The 23,664-nt window shown below is 36.7% G+C and carries 27 protein-coding genes and 1 other annotated feature (1 of these 28 running past the window's edge); of the genes, 13 read left to right on the top strand and 14 right to left on the bottom strand.

Going from position 1 to position 23,664, the window contains the following annotated elements; translation table 11 throughout:
- Window positions 1-15 precede the first annotated feature (15 nt).
- On the top strand, window positions 16-909 hold the full coding sequence (locus tag CQZ94_RS03135) for an RluA family pseudouridine synthase (RefSeq protein WP_105584247.1): 894 nt from the start codon (window positions 16-18) through the stop codon (window positions 907-909).
- A gap of 46 nt (window positions 910-955) precedes the next feature.
- Here CQZ94_RS03135 and CQZ94_RS03130 read toward each other — a convergent pair whose 3' ends face one another.
- The 4 genes from CQZ94_RS03130 to CQZ94_RS03115 all read right to left on the bottom strand — a co-directional run bounded on the left by CQZ94_RS03130 (window position 956) and on the right by CQZ94_RS03115 (window position 5,851).
- The gene (locus CQZ94_RS03130; protein WP_105584246.1) at window positions 956-2,350 is read right to left on the bottom strand and encodes a peptidase G2 autoproteolytic cleavage domain-containing protein; all 1,395 of its coding nucleotides are present in this window, start codon (window positions 2,348-2,350) and stop codon (window positions 956-958) included.
- Between the two features lie 149 nt (window positions 2,351-2,499).
- A complete protein-coding gene (gene prpE, locus CQZ94_RS03125) occupies window positions 2,500-3,240 on the bottom strand; it encodes a bis(5'-nucleosyl)-tetraphosphatase PrpE (protein WP_105584245.1) in 741 nt (246 codons plus the stop codon).
- Between the two features lie 79 nt (window positions 3,241-3,319).
- Complete coding sequence (locus CQZ94_RS03120; protein ID WP_105584244.1) at window positions 3,320-4,480, bottom strand: FtsW/RodA/SpoVE family cell cycle protein; 1,161 nt, start codon at window positions 4,478-4,480, stop codon at window positions 3,320-3,322.
- A gap of 531 nt (window positions 4,481-5,011) precedes the next feature.
- Window positions 5,012-5,851 (bottom strand): BclA C-terminal domain-containing protein, encoded by an 840-nt coding sequence (locus tag CQZ94_RS03115; RefSeq protein WP_105584243.1) that lies wholly within the window; start codon window positions 5,849-5,851, stop codon window positions 5,012-5,014.
- Window positions 5,852-6,016: 165 nt separating this feature from the next.
- On the opposite strand from CQZ94_RS03115, the gene CQZ94_RS32325 reads away from it, so the two are divergent.
- The 7 genes from CQZ94_RS32325 to CQZ94_RS03080 all read left to right on the top strand — a co-directional run bounded on the left by CQZ94_RS32325 (window position 6,017) and on the right by CQZ94_RS03080 (window position 11,203).
- Window positions 6,017-6,475, top strand: a complete 459-nt coding sequence (locus CQZ94_RS32325; RefSeq protein WP_374954544.1) for a glycosyltransferase — start codon at window positions 6,017-6,019, stop codon at window positions 6,473-6,475.
- Window positions 6,476-6,489: 14 nt separating this feature from the next.
- On the top strand, window positions 6,490-7,239 hold the full coding sequence (locus CQZ94_RS03105) for a sugar phosphate nucleotidyltransferase (protein WP_105584242.1): 750 nt from the start codon (window positions 6,490-6,492) through the stop codon (window positions 7,237-7,239).
- On the top strand, window positions 7,236-7,781 hold the full coding sequence (gene rfbC / locus CQZ94_RS03100) for a dTDP-4-dehydrorhamnose 3,5-epimerase (protein WP_105584241.1): 546 nt from the start codon (window positions 7,236-7,238) through the stop codon (window positions 7,779-7,781). The genes CQZ94_RS03105 and rfbC overlap by 4 nt, the downstream gene beginning before the upstream one ends.
- A 15-nt stretch (window positions 7,782-7,796) precedes the next feature.
- Window positions 7,797-8,768, top strand: coding sequence for a dTDP-glucose 4,6-dehydratase (gene rfbB, locus CQZ94_RS03095; protein ID WP_105584240.1), 972 nt, complete (start codon window positions 7,797-7,799; stop codon window positions 8,766-8,768).
- A gap of 11 nt (window positions 8,769-8,779) precedes the next feature.
- Window positions 8,780-9,634 carry a dTDP-4-dehydrorhamnose reductase gene (rfbD, locus tag CQZ94_RS03090; RefSeq protein ID WP_105584239.1) on the top strand — a complete coding sequence of 285 codons (855 nt, stop codon included), beginning with the start codon at window positions 8,780-8,782 and terminating at the stop codon, window positions 9,632-9,634.
- Window positions 9,635-9,742: 108 nt separating this feature from the next.
- Window positions 9,743-10,513, top strand: a complete 771-nt coding sequence (gene fabI, locus CQZ94_RS03085) for an enoyl-ACP reductase FabI (protein WP_000421884.1) — start codon at window positions 9,743-9,745, stop codon at window positions 10,511-10,513.
- 150 nt (window positions 10,514-10,663) lie between these two features.
- A complete protein-coding gene (locus CQZ94_RS03080; RefSeq protein WP_105584318.1) occupies window positions 10,664-11,203 on the top strand; it encodes a spore coat CotO family protein in 540 nt (179 codons plus the stop codon).
- A 58-nt stretch (window positions 11,204-11,261) separates the two neighbouring features.
- Here CQZ94_RS03080 and CQZ94_RS03075 read toward each other — a convergent pair whose 3' ends face one another.
- Window positions 11,262-11,726, bottom strand: coding sequence for a CotY/CotZ family spore coat protein (locus CQZ94_RS03075; RefSeq protein WP_105584238.1), 465 nt, complete (start codon window positions 11,724-11,726; stop codon window positions 11,262-11,264).
- A gap of 123 nt (window positions 11,727-11,849) precedes the next feature.
- On the opposite strand from CQZ94_RS03075, the gene CQZ94_RS03070 reads away from it, so the two are divergent.
- Both CQZ94_RS03070 and CQZ94_RS03065 read left to right on the top strand, forming a co-directional pair.
- Complete coding sequence (locus CQZ94_RS03070) at window positions 11,850-12,209, top strand: DUF1360 domain-containing protein (protein ID WP_105584237.1); 360 nt, start codon at window positions 11,850-11,852, stop codon at window positions 12,207-12,209.
- Window positions 12,210-12,363: 154 nt separating this feature from the next.
- Window positions 12,364-12,549: a cytochrome C oxidase subunit III gene (locus CQZ94_RS03065; RefSeq protein WP_105584317.1), complete on the top strand. Its 186-nt coding sequence runs from the start codon at window positions 12,364-12,366 to the stop codon at window positions 12,547-12,549.
- Between the two features lie 76 nt (window positions 12,550-12,625).
- Here CQZ94_RS03065 and exsF read toward each other — a convergent pair whose 3' ends face one another.
- The 6 genes from exsF to CQZ94_RS03035 form a co-directional block, all read right to left on the bottom strand.
- Complete coding sequence (gene exsF, locus CQZ94_RS03060) at window positions 12,626-13,138, bottom strand: exosporium protein ExsF (RefSeq protein ID WP_105584236.1); 513 nt, start codon at window positions 13,136-13,138, stop codon at window positions 12,626-12,628.
- Between the two features lie 140 nt (window positions 13,139-13,278).
- Window positions 13,279-13,749, bottom strand: coding sequence for a CotY/CotZ family spore coat protein (locus CQZ94_RS03055; RefSeq protein WP_105584235.1), 471 nt, complete (start codon window positions 13,747-13,749; stop codon window positions 13,279-13,281).
- Between the two features lie 296 nt (window positions 13,750-14,045).
- Complete coding sequence (locus CQZ94_RS03050) at window positions 14,046-16,112, bottom strand: ATP-dependent helicase (protein WP_105584234.1); 2,067 nt, start codon at window positions 16,110-16,112, stop codon at window positions 14,046-14,048.
- 99 nt (window positions 16,113-16,211) lie between these two features.
- Window positions 16,212-16,634: a GNAT family N-acetyltransferase gene (locus CQZ94_RS03045; RefSeq protein WP_105584233.1), complete on the bottom strand. Its 423-nt coding sequence runs from the start codon at window positions 16,632-16,634 to the stop codon at window positions 16,212-16,214.
- Window position 16,635: 1 nt separating this feature from the next.
- Complete coding sequence (locus CQZ94_RS03040) at window positions 16,636-17,154, bottom strand: YjcG family protein (RefSeq protein ID WP_105584232.1); 519 nt, start codon at window positions 17,152-17,154, stop codon at window positions 16,636-16,638.
- A gap of 90 nt (window positions 17,155-17,244) precedes the next feature.
- Entirely contained in the window at window positions 17,245-17,976 is a 732-nt protein-coding gene (locus CQZ94_RS03035) for an alpha/beta hydrolase (RefSeq protein ID WP_105584231.1), read from the bottom strand.
- 203 nt (window positions 17,977-18,179) lie between these two features.
- On the opposite strand from CQZ94_RS03035, the gene CQZ94_RS03030 reads away from it, so the two are divergent.
- Together CQZ94_RS03030 and CQZ94_RS03025 are read left to right on the top strand one after the other, a co-directional pair.
- Window positions 18,180-19,091: a DMT family transporter gene (locus CQZ94_RS03030; protein ID WP_105584230.1), complete on the top strand. Its 912-nt coding sequence runs from the start codon at window positions 18,180-18,182 to the stop codon at window positions 19,089-19,091.
- A 164-nt stretch (window positions 19,092-19,255) separates the two neighbouring features.
- Window positions 19,256-19,831, top strand: coding sequence for a Crp/Fnr family transcriptional regulator (locus tag CQZ94_RS03025; RefSeq protein ID WP_105584229.1), 576 nt, complete (start codon window positions 19,256-19,258; stop codon window positions 19,829-19,831).
- Here CQZ94_RS03025 and CQZ94_RS03020 read toward each other — a convergent pair.
- Complete coding sequence (locus tag CQZ94_RS03020; RefSeq protein ID WP_105584228.1) at window positions 19,821-20,492, bottom strand: DUF4386 domain-containing protein; 672 nt, start codon at window positions 20,490-20,492, stop codon at window positions 19,821-19,823. The two genes, CQZ94_RS03025 and CQZ94_RS03020, sit on opposite strands and share 11 nt — an antisense overlap.
- Window positions 20,493-20,580: 88 nt before the next feature.
- Between CQZ94_RS03020 and CQZ94_RS03015 the strand changes: the two genes are divergently transcribed.
- On the top strand, window positions 20,581-20,976 hold the full coding sequence (locus CQZ94_RS03015) for a PH domain-containing protein (protein ID WP_105584227.1): 396 nt from the start codon (window positions 20,581-20,583) through the stop codon (window positions 20,974-20,976).
- Window positions 20,977-21,111: 135 nt separating this feature from the next.
- Here CQZ94_RS03015 and CQZ94_RS03010 read toward each other — a convergent pair whose 3' ends face one another.
- Window positions 21,112-21,510: an Ig-like domain-containing protein gene (locus CQZ94_RS03010; protein ID WP_105584226.1), complete on the bottom strand. Its 399-nt coding sequence runs from the start codon at window positions 21,508-21,510 to the stop codon at window positions 21,112-21,114.
- Window positions 21,511-21,673: 163 nt separating this feature from the next.
- The gene (gene putP, locus CQZ94_RS03005; RefSeq protein ID WP_105584225.1) at window positions 21,674-23,152 is read right to left on the bottom strand and encodes a sodium/proline symporter PutP; all 1,479 of its coding nucleotides are present in this window, start codon (window positions 23,150-23,152) and stop codon (window positions 21,674-21,676) included.
- Window positions 23,153-23,458: 306 nt separating this feature from the next.
- Window positions 23,459-23,664: a binding site (T-box leader), on the top strand (it continues 33 nt past the right edge of the window).

Raw genomic sequence — 23,664 nt, 5'->3', positions numbered from 1 at the left:
AGAGGGTTTATATATTTGAACAGATTTACATTGAAATGGGATATAGGGCTGGCTGAAGAGGGAACTTTAGTTAGAGAATTTTTGAAAACAAAAGGGATTTCGAAAGCTGCTTTAACGGATATAAAGTTCCGTGGCGGAGCAATTGAAGTAAACGGTCAACACACGAGTGTTCGTCACAAGTTACAAGCTGGTGAAGAGTTACAAGTCTTTTTTCCAGTGGAGGAAAGAAGTGAAGGGATGGAAGTGGAAGAGATCCCTTTATGTATCGTATATGAAGATGATGCGGTTCTTGTTATAAATAAAGAAGCAAATATGTCGACGATTCCGTCTAGGGAGCACCGGTCAGGAAGTGTTGCGAACGCTCTTTTATATCATTATGATAAACAAAATCTTGCAAGTACGGTGCACATTGTGACGAGGTTAGACCGTGATACTTCAGGGCTTATGTTAATTGCGAAAAATAGATTCGTTCATCACCTTTTATCGAAGCAGCATCAACAAAAAGGGGTGAAACGAACGTATGAGGCAATCGTTCATGGGACTATTTTAGAAGAAGTAGGAACGATTGATGCACCAATCGGACGAAAAGCGGATAGTATTATCGAGCGAACTGTCTGTGAAGATGGTCAAAGAGCTGTTACTCATTTTAGAGTGATGGAGAGTTCTTCCGATAAGACGCATGTAGCGCTTGAGCTCGAGACGGGAAGAACACATCAAATTCGTGTACATATGGCACATATAGGACATCCGCTACTTGGGGATGATTTATACGGCGGCCGAAGAGATGTGATAAAACGTCAAGCGCTTCATAGTACTTCTTTGACGTTTTATCATCCTATTTTAGAAAAGGAAATGACTTTTACTGTCAGCATTCCGGATGATATGCAATACGCTTTACGTAAAAAGTAAAAGGGAACAAAATTCTTATACGATAAGAATTTTGTTCCCTTTTTTTTTAGCGGAATAATATTAAAATTTGATTCTCACTAGTACGCTTTATAACGAAAAAGCCACTTTCAGCCTTTGTAGCAATGCCGTCATCATTCGGACGACAATATCCGTGTGTTTCGCAAGTACCGTCATCACGTACTAACATTTGTCCAATTAATCCGATAGGAAGCCACTCGGTGCGATTTCGTCTTGATATATACTTACAAGATGGATCCCATTCTGTATTTAAAAGAGGTTGTATTTCTTGCGTATCCGTACGCGCATATTGACGTTTTCCGAAGCTATCTGTTTTATAGCGTTTTTGCCAACTTAAAGCACCGCTATTTCCTATGAGAGCGGGTGTAGCACTAGATATTCCTAATATGAATGAATCGTTTGAAGTGGCTATCCGAATTTTTTCTTCGCTACTAAATGTAACGAAATAACCGACATCAATAGGGGTATGATCTGCTGTTTCAAACATTTGTGCATAATCAGTCCCGCTTGCATTGTAAGAAGCACCATCGATATACATTTCTCCGTTATGGGCAAGCCATTTGGCACCAATATTATGATCAGTGTCATTTGTCCCATTTGCGATAAACCAGGAATAAGCTTCTTCTGCTGTACCAAATTTACCCATAATATGGCTGCCTGCAAAATTAGCTGTTGATGTATGATTTCCTTCCGCATGAGATGAGAATCCATTAGCGATAGTTGCGGTTCCTTCTGCGTGTGCTGCTTCGCCTAAAGAAATTGTATGTTTTCCTTCCGCGTGAGAATAAGAGCCGCCTGCTGTCGTTTCACTTCCTTCACTATGCGAACTATGTCCAGTTGCCTTTGTTTTTGATCCTTCTGCATGAGAAAAGGCACCCATTGCTTGTGTAAGCAATCCTTCGGCATGTGAGGCGATTCCGTCAGCTGTAGAGTGAAGGCCTTCTTTATATGCGTGGCGACCTCCTTTGTTAACTTCTTTTTTTATAGGTGTAGGTACAGGAGCCTGAGTAGGGGCGGATACTTCTATTTGTTCATCGTTGCCTGAGACTAATGCTTCTTTTATTTTTTTTACTTGATTTATAATAGTAGCTGGAATTTCTGGTTGTACTTTTTCCTTTATTGCTGCAGGAATATTTTTTTCTATATTTTCTTGTATCTTTTCCGAATTAAGCACAGGTTCATCATTATTAGAAGCGAGCTTCTTTTTTTGTCGTGCTTTTATTTTTCTGCTATCTATAATCCGCCTCATAACAGCATTTTCTAAAGAGACATATTTTTCTCTCGGTTTGCTTTTTTTTGATGACTCTTGTTCTTCTATTTCTTCTATAGCTGCAGCTCGAATACTGCACCAGTTGTTAATTCCATACATGGGATGGTATAAAGGGTGGAATTTTTTTTTTTGTTTAGAAGATTTTTTCTTCATTCCGTCACCTCCTGCGACAGTATATGCCGCACAATTAAAAAAAGATGCACTTTATTGCATCTTTTTTTAATTGCTTTATCTAGTTTTAGTGTGGGATACGCCTAGAAAATATCATTTTTCCCTGTTACTTGTGAATTCAATAGGGGTATTTATGAAATTGGGCGGAACTTTTCAGGAACAAAAGGTAGGGAAGAAGGGACAGAAACAGTCTCCATCTCAGGGTAACGTAGTCCAGTTAGTTTACCACCAAATACAGCGCCGGTATCAATATTGACTGTATGATTCACAAAGCGGGGTTCATTGACAGGTGTATGCCCATAAATAATCCATGTTTCACCTGTATACTCTTGTGCCCAATCGCGCCGAACTGGTGAGCCGTCAGGATGTTTTTCTCCTGTAATATCACCATATAATACAAATGTTTGTACTTTTTTATCGTGTCTTCCTATGTAATCTTGCCGAATGCCAGCGTGACAGACGATTAATTTTTTTTCATCCAGTATGTGATATAGCGGTGATTGTTCGTAAAGAGTAATGAATTTTTCTTTTATTATTTGTTGTTTATTAGAAGATAATGTTTCATATTCTGCAACAGTTGTTTCGAGCCCATGAGCGATTGTAACATTACGCCCAAGGAAAAAACGATACAGTTTATTGCAGTGATTCCCTGGAGCATAATAAGCTTCTTTTCTATTTATTACGAGCTCCCATACAATTTCAATCATACGTAATGAATGTGGACCGCGGTCTGTAATATCACCAACGAATGCCAGCTTTCGTTTTTCGTTATGAATTGGGAGACCGCTATCCCAGCTATATCCTAGTTTCGTTGTTAAGTCTTGAAACTCTTGGAAGCATCCGTGAATATCGCCTATAATGTCATATTTCATATGTAAACCTCCAGCTCATTTTTTCATTAGTATATCTAAAATGGACATAGAAAAAAACCATACCGTTTTTCGATATGGTTCATTTAAACATAAAGACTTTAGTTCTTGAGCATACGTTCAAAATAAATCCAATAGCAACCATGTATGTGAGCAGTGAACTCCCACCATAGCTCATAAGAGGTAATGTTATTCCTGTAATAGGGAGTAAACCAATTGTCATCCCGATATTTTGGAATACTTGGAACGTGAACATTCCGATTGTACCAGCACAAATGTAACTACCGAAAGGTTCATTGCTTTCTAAAGCGATATGAATCATTCGGTATATGAGTAAGAAAAAAAGTGAAATAATGATACTGGCTCCTAAAAAGCCGAATTGTTCAGCGACATTTGTGAAAATAAAATCTGTATGCGGCTCTGGGAAATATACTTGTCCATTTTCCCACCCTTTTCCTTGCATTTCTCCTGATCCAGCAGCTAAGAATGCTTGTCTTAATTGATATCCTTGAGCGTCATATTTGTAAGGTGCTAGCCAGCCGTAGAAGCGGTTTAATTGATATTCTTTTAGAATATGACCTTTAAAGAACTCTGTATGAGTGAAATAAATATATGTTAAGGCAGAGCTCATGGCGAAAATGGTAGTGGTTAATCCGAAAATAAAGCGCCAACGTATACCAGAAACTAAAATCATTGCTGCGAGCATTGCGGAAATTACCATTGTGTTTCCTAAATCAGGTTCTTTTGCAATTAGAAGTAGTGGTGGTAAGCTAGCCACAAATATTTTTAAAAGTAAAATGAAATCTTCACGAGTTGTTCGAAAAGGGTATTTTTCATTGTGATTCGCTATAATTCGTCCAACGACGATAATCAAAAATAATTTCATAATTTCAGAAGGCTGAAAATTTCCGATGCCTGGAAGTCTGTACCACGCGGTAGCCCCTTTAATTGTAACGGCGCCAGGAACTTGAAGCTCTAGGCCAATAAGAAGTATCATTGCAAAGCCATACAAATACCAAGCAATTTTTTTATAGCGATCAAAATCGATAATCATAATAACACCAATGGCGATAAATCCAATAACGTACCACTGGATTTGCTTTAGGACAAAATTTACGTTTTGTAAAAATGGTGGTAAAGAAGGTTGTGCACTTGCAATAGCGAAGCAACTAACAGTCCCAATGGCAAATAAAATAAATATTAATATGTAGTCTATTTGATATTGAGGATTTGAGTCTTTCACTGTATGTATTCCTTTCTAATGCTCTTTATATTAGTGGATCTTAGTTGCTGTATCGCAGAGTTTAAAATGAATGCATGATCGATAACGTGGATTCACATATCGATTATATACTTTTATTTTCGTAGAATAGGCTAATGATTTAGCTCTTTTTATAATTATATCCAAATAATGAGAAAGACGTACATGTGCATCAGGAATGATATTTGAAATGTGACGGTATGTAAAGAATTCTTTAAAATACTTAGAAATGGTACTGGAGGATCTTCAATTGAATGTGCAACCGAGGCGGAAGTTCTATAGATATATGTAATGAGGTAGGGAGATATGGCCCATACGCTACTCATATTTCAAACAAAGCTGTTCTTTTTAGCAATCCGTGGAAAGGTTGAACTACAGATTTGTTTTCTATATGTGAGCCTCCTATAAAAAGGTATACGACATTATGGCTAATGTAGAAAGAGAAGAAATAACGATTGAATACATAATAGAAAAAGCAGTAAAACTTATATAAGTTTTACTGCTAAGTAAAAATTAAGCGATTTTTTCAATAGTAATTGATGCACTCGTACCAGCAGTTAGTGATAATCCAGTGATGTTTGTAACAAATGCTTCAACTAATGATGGAGTTGATGTAATTTGTGTAATCGCTTGGATAACGATAGGTACTCCAGCTATAACTAAAGTTGTATTGGCGCCTGGTATAGGTGAGCCATTAACTTGAATTTCAATGTTACCTAATGCACTTGCCAATGTAGTATATACGATAACGGTAATTTTATAGAATCCAGTTTCGTTTATGTTGAAAGTATCACCACCTGAAAATGGAGAAATTGCTGTGCCGAATTGTGATCCCAATGTATTAAACGGTACAGGTCCGGTACCCGACAAAGTGACACCAGCCGAATCAGAGTTAAATGCGTACAAGCCTGCTGGAAGTCCTGCCCCAGACGGTCCAGTTGGTCCAGTAGCCCCAGTAGTTCCGGTAGCCCCAGTGGCGCCGGTAGCTCCAGTCGGTCCAGTAGCCCCAGTAGTACCAGTATCGCCAGTGGTCCCGGTAGCTCCAGTCGGTCCGGTAGTGCCAGTGGCGCCGGTAGCTCCAGTCGGTCCGGTAGTGCCAGTGGCCCCGGTAGTGCCAGTGGCGCCAGTAGTGCCAGTAGTGCCAGTATCGCCAGTAGTCTCAGTATCGCCAGTTAGTCCAGTGACGCCGGTAGTGCCAGTCGGCCCGGAGTTCCCAGTGATACCGGTCGGTCCAGTAGGAAAAGTAAATGGTGGAATTGGCGGTAATGTAGGTCCTATGAGATTAGGATCAAATGCACTGGCGGATAAAGATTCATCCGGATTTAAACCATCTGAATAAGTATGATTGGACATAAAGTCACCTCCATAAATCTCTCATTATATAGTAGGTGGGAATTAGTGAGAAAATACCATCGACATTAGAAGGATTGAAAAGAAATCTCGAATATATTGAATAATATAAAAAAAGGGGAAGTTTTTTGTGTATATAACATATGATTGAGTGGGGAGCGGGTGATTATATTGAACAAGCATGAAATTACAATTAGCTTATGTATGATTGTTCGTGATGAAGAAAATACAATAGCTCGATGCTTAGAATCAGTAAAAAACATAGTTGATGAAATTATTATAGTTGATACGGGTTCTATGGATCGAACGAAAGAGATTGTGGAGAAATATGCTTCTAATATATACGAATTTTCATGGATTGATGATTTTGCAGCGGCTAGAAATTTTTCTTTTTCAAAAGCAACGCAGCATGATATTCCGTGGCGAGAGGATTTGTTTCAAGGGTTCCACTTTTATGATGTGTCACAGTCTTTAGAATTTCAAAAGGCTGGATATTTAATTGGTATCCCTAATCAAGCAAATCTATGGTGTATTCATTACAACGGAGATGAGTTTGATGCGGATACATATGAGAAGTACCGGAAAGTTTTCGTAGAACATTATAAAGATATACTATCTCCATCATAAGGGAGAGATGAAGGATGAAAGGGATTATTTTAGCAGGCGGGACAGGGTCGAGACTATATCCAATAACGAAAGTAACGAATAAACATTTACTTCCCGTTGGGCGATATCCGATGATTTATCATGCGGTATATAAGCTGAAGCAATGTGAAATTACAGATATTATGATTATTACAGGTAAAGAGCATATGGGAGGTGTTGTTAGCTTTCTAGGAAGTGGTCAAGAATTTGGCGTGTCCTTTACGTATCGTGTGCAAGATAAGGCGGGCGGGATTGCACAGGCGTTAGGGCTTTGTGAAGATTTCATTGGGAATGATCGTATGGTAGTTATATTAGGAGATAATATCTTTTCAGATGATATTCGTCCATATGTTGAAGAGTTTACAAGTCAAAAAGAAGGTGCGAAAGTGCTGCTTCAATCTGTAGAAGATCCCGAACGATTTGGCGTAGCGCATATTCAAGGGCGGAAAATAATTGAAATTGAAGAAAAGCCGAAGGAGCCGAAAAGTTCTTATGCTGTGACGGGAATTTATTTGTATGATTCGAAAGTCTTTTCTTATATAAAAGAATTAAAACCTTCCGCAAGAGGGGAACTTGAAATTACAGATATAAATAATTGGTATTTAAAACGAGGGGTACTTACTTATAATGAAATGAGCGGTTGGTGGACTGATGCGGGAACTTATGCATCTCTTCAAAGAGCGAATACGTTAGCGCGAGATATAAACTTTGGGAAACAGTTTAATGGAAAACAGGTGAAAATATGAAAGTTGTAGAAACAAATTTTACCGATGCGAAATTGTTAGAACCGAGGTTATTTGAAGACGAGCGAGGTTTTTTTACAGAAAGTTATAATAAGAAAACACTAGAAACGTTAGAGATTACGTATTCATTTGTACAGGATAATGTATCTTATTCAGCTAGGTCGGGAACGATTCGTGGGTTACACTTTCAAAAAGATCCGAAAGCACAAACGAAGCTTATTCAAGTTATGCAAGGTGCAATATATGATGTTATCGTTGATTTGCGAAAAGAATCACCAACTTTTAAATGGTGGAGAGGGTATATTTTAAGTGCGGATAATCATAGGCAATTATTAGTGCCAAAAGGATTTGCTCATGGTTTTTGTACGCTTGTACCTCATACAATTGTTATGTATAAAGTAGATGAGTATTATAGTGCTGATCACGATTCAGGTTTGCTTTGGGAAGATAAAGAATTAGCAATTCCATGGCCGGTAACAAATCCTATCTTGTCCGATAAGGATCGAATATTACCGTTACTCCAGGAATATGAAGATAGTTTTTAAGTAGGAGAGTTGTTTATGAATATATTAGTAACAGGTGGAGCGGGATTTATTGGAAGTAATTTCATACATTATATGTTAAAAAAATATGAAACATATAAAATTATTAATTATGATGCATTAACATATAGCGGGAATTTAAATAATGTAAAGTCTATTCAAGATAATCCTAACTACTCATTCGTAAAAGGGGAAATTCAAAATGGAGAGATGCTAGAGCATGTTATTCATGAATGTGATGCGCAAGTAATTGTAAATTTCGCGGCTGAATCACATGTGGATCGTAGTATTGAAAACCCAATCCCTTTTTATGATACGAATGTAATAGGTACAGTTACGTTATTGGAGCTAGTGAAAAAATATCCGCATATTAAACTCGTGCAAGTATCAACAGATGAAGTATACGGTTCTTTAGGGAAAACGGGGAAATTTACAGAGGAAACCCCATTAGCGCCAAATAGTCCATATTCTTCCAGTAAGGCGAGCGCGGATATGATAGCCTTATCTTATTATAAAACATACCAATTACCAGTTATTGTGACGCGTTGTTCTAATAATTATGGACCGTATCAATATCCTGAGAAGTTAATACCGTTAATGGTTACGAATGCACTTGAAGGAAAGAAACTACCTTTATATGGTGATGGATTAAATGTAAGAGATTGGCTGCATGTAATGGATCATTGTAGTGCAATTGACACCGTCTTGCATAAGGGACGTGTAGGAGAGGTATATAATATTGGTGGAAATAATGAAAAGACAAATGTAGATGTTGTGGAACAAATTATAGAACTTTTAGGAAAAACAAAAAAAGATATTGAATTTGTAACAAATCGTTTAGGTCACGATCGTCGTTATGCGATTGAGGCACAAAAAATGAAGAATGAGTTTGATTGGGAACCGAAATATACATTCGAGCAAGGATTAAAAGAAACAGTGGAATGGTATGAAAACAATACGGAATGGTGGAAACCACTAAAAGAAAGGTAAGGGGCATGTAGATGAAAGAACGGATTATCATAACGGGAGCTAACGGTCAATTAGGGAAGCAACTACAAGAAGAGTTGAATTCTGAGGAATATGACATGTATCCATTTGATAAGAAGTCACTTGATGTAACAAATATATCTCAAATTGAGCAAGTCGTACAAGAAATAAGGCCGCATACAATTATTCATTGCGCAGCGTATACGAAGGTAGATGCTGCTGAGAAAGAACAGAATCTTGCGTACTTAATAAATGCGATTGGAGCTCGAAATGTAGCAGTTGCTTCACAATTAGTAGGGGCTAAATTAGTTTACATCAGTACCGATTATGTATTTCCAGGTAATAGGCCGAACGGATATCATGAATTTCATAATCCAGCACCGATAAATATATACGGATATTCTAAGCTTGCAGGAGAACAGTTTGTAAAAGAGTTACATAATAAATATTTTATCGTTCGTACATCTTGGCTATATGGTAAATATGGAAATAATTTTGTGAAAACGATGATGCGATTAGGAAAAGAAAGAGAAGAAGTATCTGTTGTAGCGGATCAAATCGGCTCTCCTACGTATGTGGCGGATTTAAATATGATTATTAATAAGCTCATTCATACTTCTTTATACGGTACGTATCATGTATCAAATAGAGGCTCATGTTCTTGGTTTGAATTTGCAAAAAAAATATTTTCGTATGCAAATATGAAAGTGAATGTATTACCTGTTTCAACCGAAGAATTCGGATCGGCGGCAGCGAGACCGAAATATTCTATCTTTCAACATAACATGCTACGATTAAGTGGTTTTTCACAAATGCCTTCTTGGGAAGAAGGATTAGAACGGTTTTTTATAGAAACAAAAAGTTATTAACAAATTTAAGTTAATGACTTTTTTGTTTGCCTTTAAGAGGTTTTATGGTACTATTATTATAGTATCAGGTACTAATAACAAGTATAAGTATTTCTGGGAGGATATATCATGGAACTATTACAAGGGAAAACATTTGTTGTTATGGGCGTTGCGAACCAAAGAAGTATTGCATGGGGAATTGCTCGCTCTTTGCATAATGCAGGTGCAAAATTAATATTCACATATGCAGGAGAACGTTTAGAAAGAAACGTTCGTGAATTAGCGGACACATTAGAAGGACAAGAATCACTTGTATTACCTTGTGATGTAACGAATGATGAAGAACTTACAGCTTGCTTTGAAACGATTAAGCAAGAAGTTGGTACAATTCACGGTGTAGCACATTGTATTGCTTTTGCAAATCGTGACGATTTAAAAGGCGAATTTGTAGATACTTCTCGCGATGGATTTTTACTTGCACAAAATATTAGTGCATTCTCTTTAACAGCTGTAGCAAGAGAAGCGAAGAAAGTGATGACAGAAGGCGGAAATATTTTAACGTTAACATACCTTGGCGGCGAACGCGTTGTGAAAAACTATAACGTTATGGGTGTTGCGAAAGCTTCATTAGAAGCTAGTGTAAAATATTTAGCAAACGATTTAGGACAACACGGCATTCGCGTCAACGCTATTTCTGCAGGACCAATTCGTACGTTATCTGCGAAAGGTGTAGGTGACTTTAACTCAATCTTAAAAGAAATTGAGGAGCGCGCACCACTTCGTCGCACAACAACTCCAGAAGAAGTTGGAGATACAGCAGTATTCTTATTCAGTGATTTAGCACGCGGAGTAACAGGTGAAAACATTCATGTTGATTCAGGATATCATATTCTAGGATAAATATAATATTGATTATAGTTTTTTAAAAAGGACAGTCTCTAAATATTGAGACTGTCCTTTTTAATTGTTCTAGGAAAGAACGATTTTTAACGAAAGTTCTTGCATTGTTATGAATATAACTATAATAGTACACGATTTATCCAGTTATGTATGGAAGTGGGAGGGACGAGTGTGAAGAATAAAAATAAAAGTTCAACAGTTGGAAAACCGTTGTTATATATTGCACAAGTAAATTTAGAACTCGATACACCGAAAATAAAAAGAATTCTCCTTACAAACTTTAAAAATGATGGTAGGCGTGAGCAAAGCGATAGAGATCAAAGTATTGTCAGTAGTGCGGTGGAAGAGGTGATAGAGCAAGAACGACAAGAGCAATGGGAACATCAAGTGGAAGAAGAAAAAATAGAAGAGGAGGAGCAAGACGGGAAAGAAGAGCAAGCACAGGTGAGAACAGTCCCACACAATAAATCGTTTAAGAATATGAGCAATGAAGAAAAAATTAACTTCTTATTAAACCGCCCTCATTACATTCCGAAAGTAAGATGCAGAATAAAAACAGCAACGATATCATATGTAGGATCGATTATATCGTACCAAAATGGAGTCGTATCAATTATGCCACCAAATAGTATGAGAGACATTAAGTTACCTATAAAAGAAATAAAATCGATTGATATGGCCGGTTTATAAATATGTAAAGGTGGTAGAAAGACTCTACCCCTCCCCCAATAGTTTTTTAGTTTACTTATTAAATAGAAACGTCGCTTAAGCACTGAATAGCACAGAAACAGCTTAAATCAACAGTAATACAAGTAGGTGTTGATTTTAACTTTGCATTTGGTACATTTAAAAACGTACAAATTGGATCATCATCAGCTGGTACAGGGGAGCCATTACCTAATACTACAACTAATACGCGTAGCACAGCGCAGCTACCGTCATCTACGCTCTCAACACGGAAAACTGCAGACGTACAGTGCTTAGCTTCTCCTACTGCTACTGGTGCAAATGCTTCAAAAGGTTCTCCATCTTTTGTGTATAAAATAAAAGGACGTGTATTCGCTACTGATGCAGTGTTATGTGCTCCTAAAAATGGAATTTCACAACCAGATCCACACGTTGTAGTAGAACAATCTTGTAGTTCATTGATGAATTTTACGACGTCAACTACGCAGTGAGAAGAGCCATGGTGTTTATTTTCGTTACAACTCATTAATGTCACTCCTTATCTTCTTGTTTGTATTTACATTAATAAGATATTGGAGTAGGGGAGATTTGGTCACAGTCTCAAGACCTTTTTTTTTAATAGGCTAAAGAAGATAGGGAAGGTGGAATTATGTTAGTTACAAGCTGGCTTTTATTTCTTATTTTCGCGCTAGCTGCTTTTAGGTTAACTCGTCTCATTGTGTATGATAAAATTACAGCTTTTTTGCGAAGACCGTTTATTGATGAGTTAGAGATTACGGAACCAGATGGAAGTGTATCGACTTTTACAAAGGTGAAAGGGAAAGGATTAAGAAAGTGGATTGGAGAATTATTAAGCTGCTATTGGTGTACAGGTGTGTGGGTCAGTGCTTTTTTATTAGTTTTATATAAATGGATTCCTATTGTTGCAGAGCCTGTACTAGCATTATTAGCCATTGCAGGTGCAGCGGCGATCATTGAAACAATTACAGGATATTTTATGGGAGAATAATAAAATGAAACTGGGGATCATCCACACTAACTATTAGCCCTCACCAATCGGGATAAATCTTCATGATGCTAGTAAAAGCGGAGTTTAAGAGGATGAGGGAACGGAAATAAGGAGTTGTTCATATAGTAAATAGACAGAATTGACAGTAGAGGAGATGTTTGCTGTGAGTAATAATCCAAGTCAAAATTCATATGACCTACAGCAGTGGTATAATATACAGCAACAGCAACAAGCACAACAACAGGCATATCAAGAACAGTTACAGCAACAAGGATTTGTGAAGAAAAAGGGATGTAACTGTGGGAAAAAGAAGAACATATTAAAACAATATGAAGAATGAAACACTCATGTTACTGTGAGTGTTTTTTATTATAAAAATAAAAAGCGGTATTTCGGTTAAGAAATACCGCTTTTTACTAACCGATTTGTACAACTGTTAATGCTGCAGCACGAACATCTACACTACCGAATAATTCGACTGGTACAATTTGAATTAAGTTGCCAGGGTTTAAGTTAATAAGGATAACACCGCTGGAGATATCTACTTCACCAGTGTCAATAACGTTAGAGCGAACCGCAGTACCTGAGCCTGGAATAATATTGTGTGGTGTATCTAATGATAAGAAGAAACGATCAGCTTCAGGAATTGCATTGGAATTATCAAGGCTTATTGATAATGTATAACTGATTTGATAAATACCAGGTAGTTGAATTTTAATACCATCTCCTACACTTACCGTATCGTTTATTATTGGAACCGTAATGTTTGGATTTGGACTTGTGCTAGGTAATAGTAATGGTGTGAATAATGAAGCGAATTGAGGCGCAAAAGCATTAAAAGCAAAACCGAAGGCAGTTAGTGTACTAGCTGGTTTCGCCTCGCAATCAATTTTAGTAAATTCGCAATCAGAAGAGAATGTGTTTTTCACTCTTTTATCTGTTTCTACTCTCAGTTAATGTAGTGAACAAGTTCCCAATTTTATGAAAAATACATAATAATACCTTTTAAGCATGGATTGGGTGGCAGAGTTCTCTGCCACCCAATCCATACTTAAATCATTGTGTAGTTTTATATAGAAACATCGCGTAAGCATTGAATAGCGCAGAAGCAATTTAAATCGACAGTAAGACAAGAAGAGGTTGATTTTAATTTCGCATTTGGTACATTTAAAAACGTACAAATTGGATCATCATCACCTGGTACAGGAGAGCCATCACATAATACAACAACTAATACGCGTAGCACAGCGCAGTCGTCATCATCTATGCTCTCAACGCGGAAAATCGAAGACATACAGTGCTTAGAATTTTCTGATGGTGCAAATGCTTTGAAAGGTTCTCCTTCTTTTGTGTATAAAATAAAAGGACGCGTATTTGCAACTACTGCGCTATTATGTGCTCCTAAAAATGGAACTTCGCACCCAGATCCGCATGTTGTGGTTGCACATTCTTGTAGTTCATGTATAAAACGAACGACATTAGATACACAGTTGAAATCAAAATCATGGTGATGATTATCTTCGTTACAATTGCAGCTCATTATGTTCACTCCTTATCGTGAGTTCTGACATACACTATTACAATATGAGTGGGATATGGTCGATATTACGTTAATTCTCATGATAAAAACAGGGAATTTATCCCGCATTAACGGGCAGTAAGACTCCCGCCTCAAAATTTGGCAGGAGCAAAGAAGTTAGGGGGGAGCCCTGCTGCCCGTAAACGCCCGATTGGTGAGGGCTAATAATCAGTGGGGGATGAACAAAACCCCCACTGATTAAAGTTTCACTTTATATAGAGGGGATATACATAACGTGATATGGAAAAAAGACATCCTTATTTCGTGGATGTCTTTTCAGGTAAATCTTTTCGCGTAGTATATAAAAAACGAGATATATCTAGTTTTTTTCCTCTGAAAAATTGCGGAGAGGAAATGTAAAGTTCTTCTTTTGCGCGTGTAATTGCGACATAAAGTAGTCGGCGTTCTTCTTCTAAGGCTTCAGAAGTATCTGTGACACGGTCATTTGCATCTTTTAAAGAAGAAGTGTGCGGTAATATACCATCGCTCGCTCCAAGTAAAAAGACGCATGGAAACTCAAGGCCTTTTGCGTTATGAATTGACATAAGCGATACGGCATCTTTTTGCGGCATTGTTTTTAATGCTTCCATTTCTTTTTGGCCTTGAATCGCCTCGTCAATAAATTGTAAGTAAGCTGGAATATCGGTGAAACGAGTTGCAGACTCCATTAATTCTTCTAACATTTCTTCTTGTATGTCCTTATGCATCGTAAAGGAAGAACGATCGTTACTTTGTAAGTACTCTAAATATTTTCCTTTACCATGAATAATTTCTTTCAATGCTTTTTTCGGTTCAAGTTCTTTTATAAATTTAATAAAATCGATTCGCTCATTTACTTTTTTAACTTGAAAAGGTTTCAAGCTTGGATTTAATAATAGGAAATGAAGAAGAGAAGGGAAACGGCCCTCACCATATTTCCATTGTTCACGTTCAATAAATGAAATGCACTCATCACGGCCAATATACATCGTTGGCAATATATTTGAAAGTGATTCGAGGCGGAACGGTTCCAGCACGAGTCGTAAATGATCTAATACGGGCTTAATTAAAGAATGCTCGTAGAACGATTGGCTCGCCCCATGTTTTATAAATGGAATTTTATGAATTGTAAGCTGATCGAGTAAAGAACGGCTTACAGAATGTGTACGATATAATAAACAAAAATCTTTATAATTTCGTTCACCACTATCTACTTTTTCCTGAATGAGTTGCAAAATTTGGTTTGCTTCATCAAGAGTCGTAGCGGGTCTTGCGTAAAATGGTTGTACACCTTCTTCACGAACAGAATATAGCTCTTTATCAAAACGTTCTTGATTGAGCTTAATAACTTCATTTCCAAGTCCGACGATAAATGGATTAGATCGATAATTCGTATTAAGTGCGATAATCGTTGTATTATCAAATTCCTTTGGAAAAGATAAAATAATTTGGTGACTTGCCCCTCGCCAGCCGTAAATCGCTTGATCGTCATCACCTGCGATAAATAAATTATTTCTCGGCGTGGCTAACAATTTTACAATTTCATATTGTGCATACGACGTATCTTGAAACTCATCTACTTCAATGTAATGAAAACGCTCTTGTAATTGAGTAAGCAGGGGAGCGTTATTTTCTAACATATAATACATTTCTAATAATATGTCGTCAAAATCGATATAATTGTATCGTTGTTTTACCTCTTCGAAACGCTCGTATACTTCTTTGAACTCTTGTTCAACAGGCGTTTTCGCTTTTACATCTTTCGGACGATTCAATTTGTTTTTCTCAAGTGAAATCATAGCGAGTATTGTTTCGGCATCATAATCGTCTTTTAAGCGCAATTCTTTCAAAATTTTCTTTATCATAATTTGTTTATGTTTTTCATTTGCTAAAATTTGCTGATTATATCCTTGACTACGAAGCAATTTTAAAAAGACAGAGTGGAATGTACCAGCAACGACATAGCTACTTGCGGCATGATTCATACCAGGTAAATTCGCTACACGGCTTCGAATTTCTTCAGCTGCTTTTTGTGTAAACGTCAGCAGCAAAATATTTCGCGGATGGACATGTTTTACATTAACTAAATAACCAACGCGAGTTGTTAAAACAGATGTTTTACCACTTCCAGCACCAGCTAGTGTAAGGACAGGTCCTTCTGTCGTTTGCACTGCTTCTAACTGTTTTTCATTTAAATAAACACCTTGCTGTTCTAAAGCGCGGAAATACGTCGCATCTGCATCTTCTTCCATAATTAAATGGGTAGATGTTTTCGGAATATGATACGTCGCTTGCGGAATGCCAGCGTGTGTTAACGATTTTTGTGAAAATTTTTCTTGTGTCATATATTCACCTTCAAAACTATAGCATCAACATTTAACTTTAGCGGAAGAAAAAGAAAATAGCAATGTAAAAAACAGGAGGGGCTACCTCCTGCTACAAAATTATAATTCTTTTATCATTACGATGTGCGGGATATTTGCTTCCATAAACACATCAGAAGCCGTCACGTATCCTAGCTTTTTATAGAAAACTTCAGCATGTGTTTGAGCATGGAGTTTCAATTTCGGTAGAGACTCTTCTTTCGCATACGCTTCAAGTGCATCCATAATGATTTTACCAATGCCTTTTTTACGATGGGAAGCTAGTACGCAAATGCGCTCCATTTTTCCTATTCCATCAACGATGCGGAAGCGGCCCGCACCAACTGGAACATCATTATCATATATAACAACGTGTGTTGAAATTTCTTCAAACTCATCATACTCTTCTTCTGCAGAAACCTGTTGTTCATTTACAAATACTTGCTTACGTACAGAGAATGCATCACTTAGTTGTTCGTCCGTTTGTACGATTTGTGCGTGCAAATTATTTGTTCCCCTTTCCAAGGTGGAATGTTTCATGTACAGTCCACGTTCCATTTTCTAATTGGTATAGAAGGTGGAAACGCTCGATTGGTTGCTCATAATAGAAATCTTTCATACGTAATCGACCTAATACATCAGCGTGCTCTGCATCTGATAAGTCTTGACCGATTGTTAAATGAGGTACGAAAGAGTACTCGCGCTCTTGTGTAAAGAAACCATTATGCATTTCTTCATTTAAGAAAGTAAGTTCAGGTGTTTTTTCTACTTTAAAATAAAGAACATTATTAACAGGTGCGAATGAACCAACTTTTCCAACATGAAGGGTGAAAGGGTTCGTTTTGTTTGCGATTGTATGTAACTCATTCACAATCGATTCTAATTGTTCATCTTGCGTTTCAAAGGGTGTTTTCAATGTAATATGTGGCGGAACTAATGCGTAATGCGGATCGTAACGTTTACGTAATCCGTTCGCTTTATCTTGAATCATTTTTGATGGAAAAATTACAATTCCTAATTTCATGTTCCAATTCCTCCCTTTGCAAGTCTAGTTAGATTTTGAGAATAAATCTCTTTATCTATTATATCAAATTATTCTGAATAACGCTCTCTATTATTTCATTGATAGAATATGAGAAAATGCTTTCGGTAAATCTGCTTGCCAATATTTCCATGTATGATTCCCTTCAAACTCTTCATAATGCGTGATGAAATTTCTATCTGTAAGTAGTTTGTTTAACTCGCGATTTGGCTCTACGAAATCAGATACTTGTCCGTCTGTACGCTTGACAGCTGTTTCTTCGGTCCCAATGACGTGATAAATTTCCAGCGCTCCCGGATCTTTGAAATCTTTTGCTAAGTTCATGACTGTTTCATCAACAAATGGTGATTGCATAACGACCTTGCCGAATGTATGCGGATACATAAGTGCGGTCATGAAGGAAACTGTACCGCCAAGAGAATCTCCAATTAAAACGCGTCCTTTACCCATTTGATACGTTGGATAATTTGCATCAATATATGGAGCAAGCTCGTGAGCAAGGAAACGAATGTAAGCAGCATTCTTTACATCGCTCGGGAAATATTTTTCCTTACGATCGTGTACATTTTTATATGGAATACCGACAATAATTGTGCGGTCGATTTCTTCAGTTTCACGAAGACGCTCAATTACACGGTGCGCTTTACCGAGCTGAAAATAATCTCTACCATCTTGTGCAATAACAACCGTATGTTTATGGAGAGATGTGTAATTTACTGGTAAATAAACAAGAAGTGTAAGTTCTTCTTGAAGTGATGTACTAAAAAATGAAATTTCTTCAATTCTCCCTATTGGTTGATTCATGTATATCCCCCTAAATAAAAATTTACTGTAATGATTGTAAGAGCGACGCTTGTAGTGAAAAGGAAAGAAATAATCACTAATAGGTGCCTTAATTTCTATTTTACCATAATGGTACGAAGAATCTAAAAAATTAGTATTTAAGTTATGAAAGAAAACGGATATAATGAAGTGGGATTTTTTACAGGTGAGAGGGGAGACAGGATTTGAAACAAGAAAGATCAATCGCACTACCATTAGCCATTTCCATTATAGCCATTTCATTCGCAGCTGTTTTTGCAAAGATGTCCTCAGCACCATCTTCAATTTTAAGTATGTACCGATTATGGATTATCGTACTTATTATGCTGCCGATCGTTTGGAAAAAACGGGAAGAGTTTAGTAGGATTCAAATAAAAGATTGGGGATTTTTAATTGGATCTGGTTTCTTTTTAGCTCTTCATTTTCTTTTATGGTTTGAATCCTTAAAGCATACGACAGTTGCTAGTTCGACGATTATTTTAGCACTTCAACCGATCGTATCTTTAGTGGGAGGTTTTTTCTTATTTAAAGAAAGAACAACCTATTCAGCAATTGCGACGATGGGAATTGCGATACTAGGCGTAATGTGTATTGGCTGGGGAGATTTAGGGCTAAGTGAGCAAGCAATTTATGGGGATATATTATCCTTTTTAAGTGTAATAGCAGTTGTCGGTTATTTATTTATCGGACAAACGACAGTAAAGAAAGTATCTCATTGGATTTATAGTTTCACTGTATTTGCCTTCGCTGGTATATTTATAGCGATTTATAACGTTATACTTCAAGTGCCATTTACAGGCTATACGAAGTGGGATTGGAGTATTTTTCTTTTACTTGCGATTGTACCGACAGTGTCACACGTCATTAATAATTGGTTATTAAATTACGTAAATGCAACAACAATTTCAATGAGTATTTTAGGGGAACCAGTTGGGGCATCTATACTAGCGTTCTTCTTACTTGGGGAAAAATTAAACGCAATGCAAATTATCGGTAGCATGCTCGTATTGTTTGGTGTATCTGTTTTCTTACTACAGCAACAAAAGCGAACATCAAAAAATATGGTGAACGAGCCGGCTTATACACAGGAAGTATAACGAGTTTATTGTAAAATATGAGAAGAGAGGTTATTGGTAACTTCTCTTTTTTTGTTCCATGCAGAAAGTAAAACAGATAAATAGGGGGGATTTCCACTATAAATATATAGTGGAGTTCAATCATACGTTTCTCATACAAAGATAGAGAGGGAAGGAGAGACCAAATGAAAGATATTTTAATGAAATACATGAAAAATCTTACGACATTAAGTGAAGAACAGCAGCGCATGATCGTAGAAGAACTACAGATTGAAGAATATAAAAAAGGAACAGTGCTCTTAAGGCAAGGAGATGTTCCGTCTAAATGTTATTTTGTATTAAAAGGATGCGTGAGGCAACATTGTATAGATGAAGCTGGGAAAGAAGTTACATCAAATTTCTATACAGAAGAACAAGCAATCGCAAATTTCAATCATCATAAACAAGATAAATCATCCCCACATACGTTAACGTGCCTAGAAGATTGTCTAGTTGTAGTTGGCGATCTGTATAGTGAAAAGGACGTGTATAAGAAATATTCACAGTTAGAAGAAATGACGCGCAAAATGATTGAATACAATTTTGGTGAAGTACAAGAAGAACTTACATTATTTATTGCATCGACACCAGAAGAGCGCTACAAATCATTATTACAAAAACGACCTCATTTAATTCATCGTGTTCCTCAATATCAATTGGCAAGTTATCTAGGTATTACGCCAGAATCATTAAGCAGAATTAAGAAACGACTCAAACAGTAGAGTTTTTTCCACCTCTAAGCAATAGCCATATACTAAATCCTAGTTCACCTGCGATCATCGGTAGTTGAAAGACAACGTTAAGAATGGAAATAATCGCATCATATTGTGAAAATATTGTATTCATTATGTTAATGATGATATAGCCGATTGCAGCAATGAGCAGTAATATACTAATAGTTTTCGGTATGTTTTTAGATTGAAAGGTTACGTATCCTAAGGTGAGAAGATGTAAGCCGAAAATGATTAATCCTACAGACCAAATGTATTCAAAAGCTTCTAGAAATAACATTGTATATGCTTCGGAATTAGCAACTGTACTTTTTGAAAGAGGTAATACAAATATTAAATTGAATATAGCAATCCCAAGTATAGCTGTATACATAAGACGAAGACAGGCAGCTAGTAATGAGAGGCTAGCATGGATAGGCTTTAGAAAGAAATAAAGAGCCCACGAGGCGATAATATCCGTAATAAAAATGATAATCCATCCGAAAATTTCTGCTTTGAAAAGTGAACTTGAAGTTTGAATATTATGGAGTGTCGCGTTCGCAGCTCCTTGTACAACGAGATTTCCGTGAACAAAACCGTAAGAAAAAAATGCAGCAAATGCCATAATAAGAAGAGAAGCACCAGTAAATAAGGCAAACTTTCGTTCATTCATATGTCGTCCTCCTATTTCAATATTACTTTTATTTTAATAAGAGAAGGAGGGGAATTCATTGACTTAAATCAAGAGAGGAGAGAGCGTAATGGAATTTCCATCAAAAAAAGATGCATGGTTATATCCAATCTTTTTCATTGTTTTAGGCGCATGTTTCGCTCCAATTTTTGCAGGGCAGGAATATTTCCTCCTGTTTTTCACAATTCCGTTAGCAATACTATTTTCTTGGAGTTGGTTTTCAACAAAATATATTGTAGGGGAAGAAGAGATTACTATTAGATCTGGTTTCGTCAAAAAACGTATTCTTATAAGGGATATAAAGCGAATTTCAGATACGAAAAATCCAATAGCAGCTCATGCACTATCATTCGATCGATTAGAAATTGTTTACGGATCATATGAAACAGAACTTATTTCTCCAAGAAATAAAGAAGAATTTATTTTGTTGTTAAAAAGAAAAAATCCTGGGATTGAAATAAAGTGAAACTTTAATCAGTGGGGGTTTTGTTCATCCCCCACTTAACTTCTTTGCTCCAGCCGAATTTTGAGGTGGGAGTCTTACTGCCCGGCAAATAGCGGGATAAAGTAAGAGAGTGGATTCATATCCACTCTCTTTATGTCACTTTGGGTTTGTCATATAAGGTTGTACGTGAACGACACATAAGTCGCGGAATTTTCCTTCAGCAGTTGTGACAATAACAACTGCTCTTCCCGCACTTTTTCCTGTAATCGTTACTGTCTCACCTTTCGGATAGATGGTGATGACGTCGGAATTCATATTTGTCCATATAAGCTCTTGATTCGTTGCCTGCATTGGCAAAACAGAAGCTGATAAATCGGCACTTTGTCCGGTTTTTATTTTAAGCTTATTTTTCTGTATATGAATACCAATTACAGATATAACAGAAGGAGCAATTGAAACTTTGGGTGGATTAGGTTGTATGTTTAAACGAGAAGTAGAAGTGTTTGTGATAGGTGAAAATTTTCTTATATGTTGTTGCTGTAAAGATGCTAACATTGTGGAGTCCCCTTTCTGTATAGGTGTCGATACTAATAATATAAAGGAAGAATGTTATAGTAAATTTAACGAAACATAAAGAAATTGTTAAATTCGAGAAGAATATTGTCGAACTGCGGTAAAAAGAAAGCTCTGCTGTTACGATAACAGCAGAGCTTTCTTTTTATAGATTATGAATATGTTGTTTTTCAAAATTCTCAAATTGCTCTTCAACTTCTTTTGAAGGTTTAGTTAGTAAACTAACAATTATGATCACTAGTAAACTAATAGCGAAACCAGGAATCATTTCATATAAGAAATCTTTTAAGAATTTGAATTGAGTCCAAATAATTACTGTAGCGGCACCTGAAACCATACCAGCAAGTGCGCCCCATTTCGTCATACGTTTCCAATATAAGCTTAATAAAATAGCAGGTCCAAATGAAGAACCAAATCCAGCCCAAGCATATCCCACAAGAGCTAAAATCGTATCATTTTGTTTAAACGCTAATGCGCACCCGACTAAGGCGATAACAAGTACAGCCATACGACCGACAAATACAAGCTCTTTATCAGAAGCAGAACGTTTAAAGAATGTACGATATAAATCTTCTGTTATAGCACTAGAAGTAACGAGCAACTGAGATGAGATTGTACTCATAATCGCTGCTAAAATCGCTGCTAATAAAAATCCAGTAATAAGTGGATGGAATAAAATTTTTCCAAGTTCAAGGAAAATTGTCTCTGGATTAGATAATGTCAACCCTTGTTGTGAATAGTAAGCAATACCGATAAGACCAGTAAACATAGCTCCGACAACAGAGAAAATCATCCAGCTCATACCAATTCTTCGCGCGCTTTTAATTTCTTTTACAGACGAAATTGCCATAAAGCGTACGATAATATGAGGTTGTCCAACATAACCAAGGCCCCATGCGAATAAAGAAATCATTCCTAAAGTAGAGGCACCTTTAAAAATATCTAAACGTGTTGGATCTACAGATCGAATTGTGTCAAACGCAGGTCCAAGTCCGTTCGAATTCATAATTGTTACGATAGGAACAAGAATAAGAGCAATTACCATAATGATTCCTTGCACGAAGTCTGTCCAACTTACCGCTAAGAAACCACCAAATAATGTGTAAGCCACGACAACTGCTGCGACAATGAATAATCCAACATGATAGTTCATACCAAATGAATTTTCAAATAATACAGCACCTGAAACTAGTCCTGAAGCTACATAGAAAGTAAAGAAAATCATAATAACAAGTCCGGATACTAAGCGTAGCATATGAGATTTGTCGTGGAAACGGTGTTCCAAAAATTCTGGGATAGTAATAGAGTTGTTTGCAATTTCTGAGTAGGTACGTAAGCGAGGAGCGACATAAAGCCAGTTTGCGTATGCGCCTAGTGTTAGGCCGAGCGCAATCCAACTACTACTTAATCCAACGCTAAACATTGCACCGGGTAATCCCATTAAAAGCCAACCACTCATATCGGATGCTCCAGCACTTAATGCTGTTACTGCGGGGCCTAGTGTACGCCCGCCAAGCATATAATCTGTTAAGTTGGACGTTCGTTTGTAGGCGAAATAGCCGATTACTAACATCCCGAGCATGTAAATAGAGATAGAAGTTAAAGTTAACATCTGCGTACTCATGTAGTTCCCCTTCCTTTTGTAATGTCTTTTGATGCATTTTGCATATTTATAATCTATCATGATTATTCAGAAAAATCCATTCTAAAATACGAATTTTCTGAAATGTAAGCGTTTTTTGACAATGTTTTTCTTTTGTAATATATAATTTTATGACAAAAAACCTTAATTTAAATAGAGTATTTATTATATTTACATAAAAATAGGTTGTTTTGTCAATATAATATTGAATGAAGAAAAAATTTTTTTTTCGGAAAAAGCATTGACTTTTTAGAAACGCGAGGAATATAATGAGTGCAACTTAAAAAAATGCAAGCGTTGATGAAGAAGAGTACACATGATGAACATGTCAGAGAGCTGATGGTTGGTGCGAATCAGTATGGAATTGATGTGGAATGGGCTTCGGAGCTTCCAAACCGAAACGAAAGAAGTAGGCTTTGGCGACATGATCTCATCGATATAAGAGACACGTATTATTTTTTGATACGGCAAAGTGCGTTACAATCGTAACGAAT

The sequence above is a fragment of the Bacillus sp. MYb209 genome, from assembly GCF_002975175.1.
GTDB lineage: Bacteria > Bacillota > Bacilli > Bacillales > Bacillaceae_G > Bacillus_A.
This window is presented reverse-complemented; position numbering and strand designations above follow the sequence as displayed.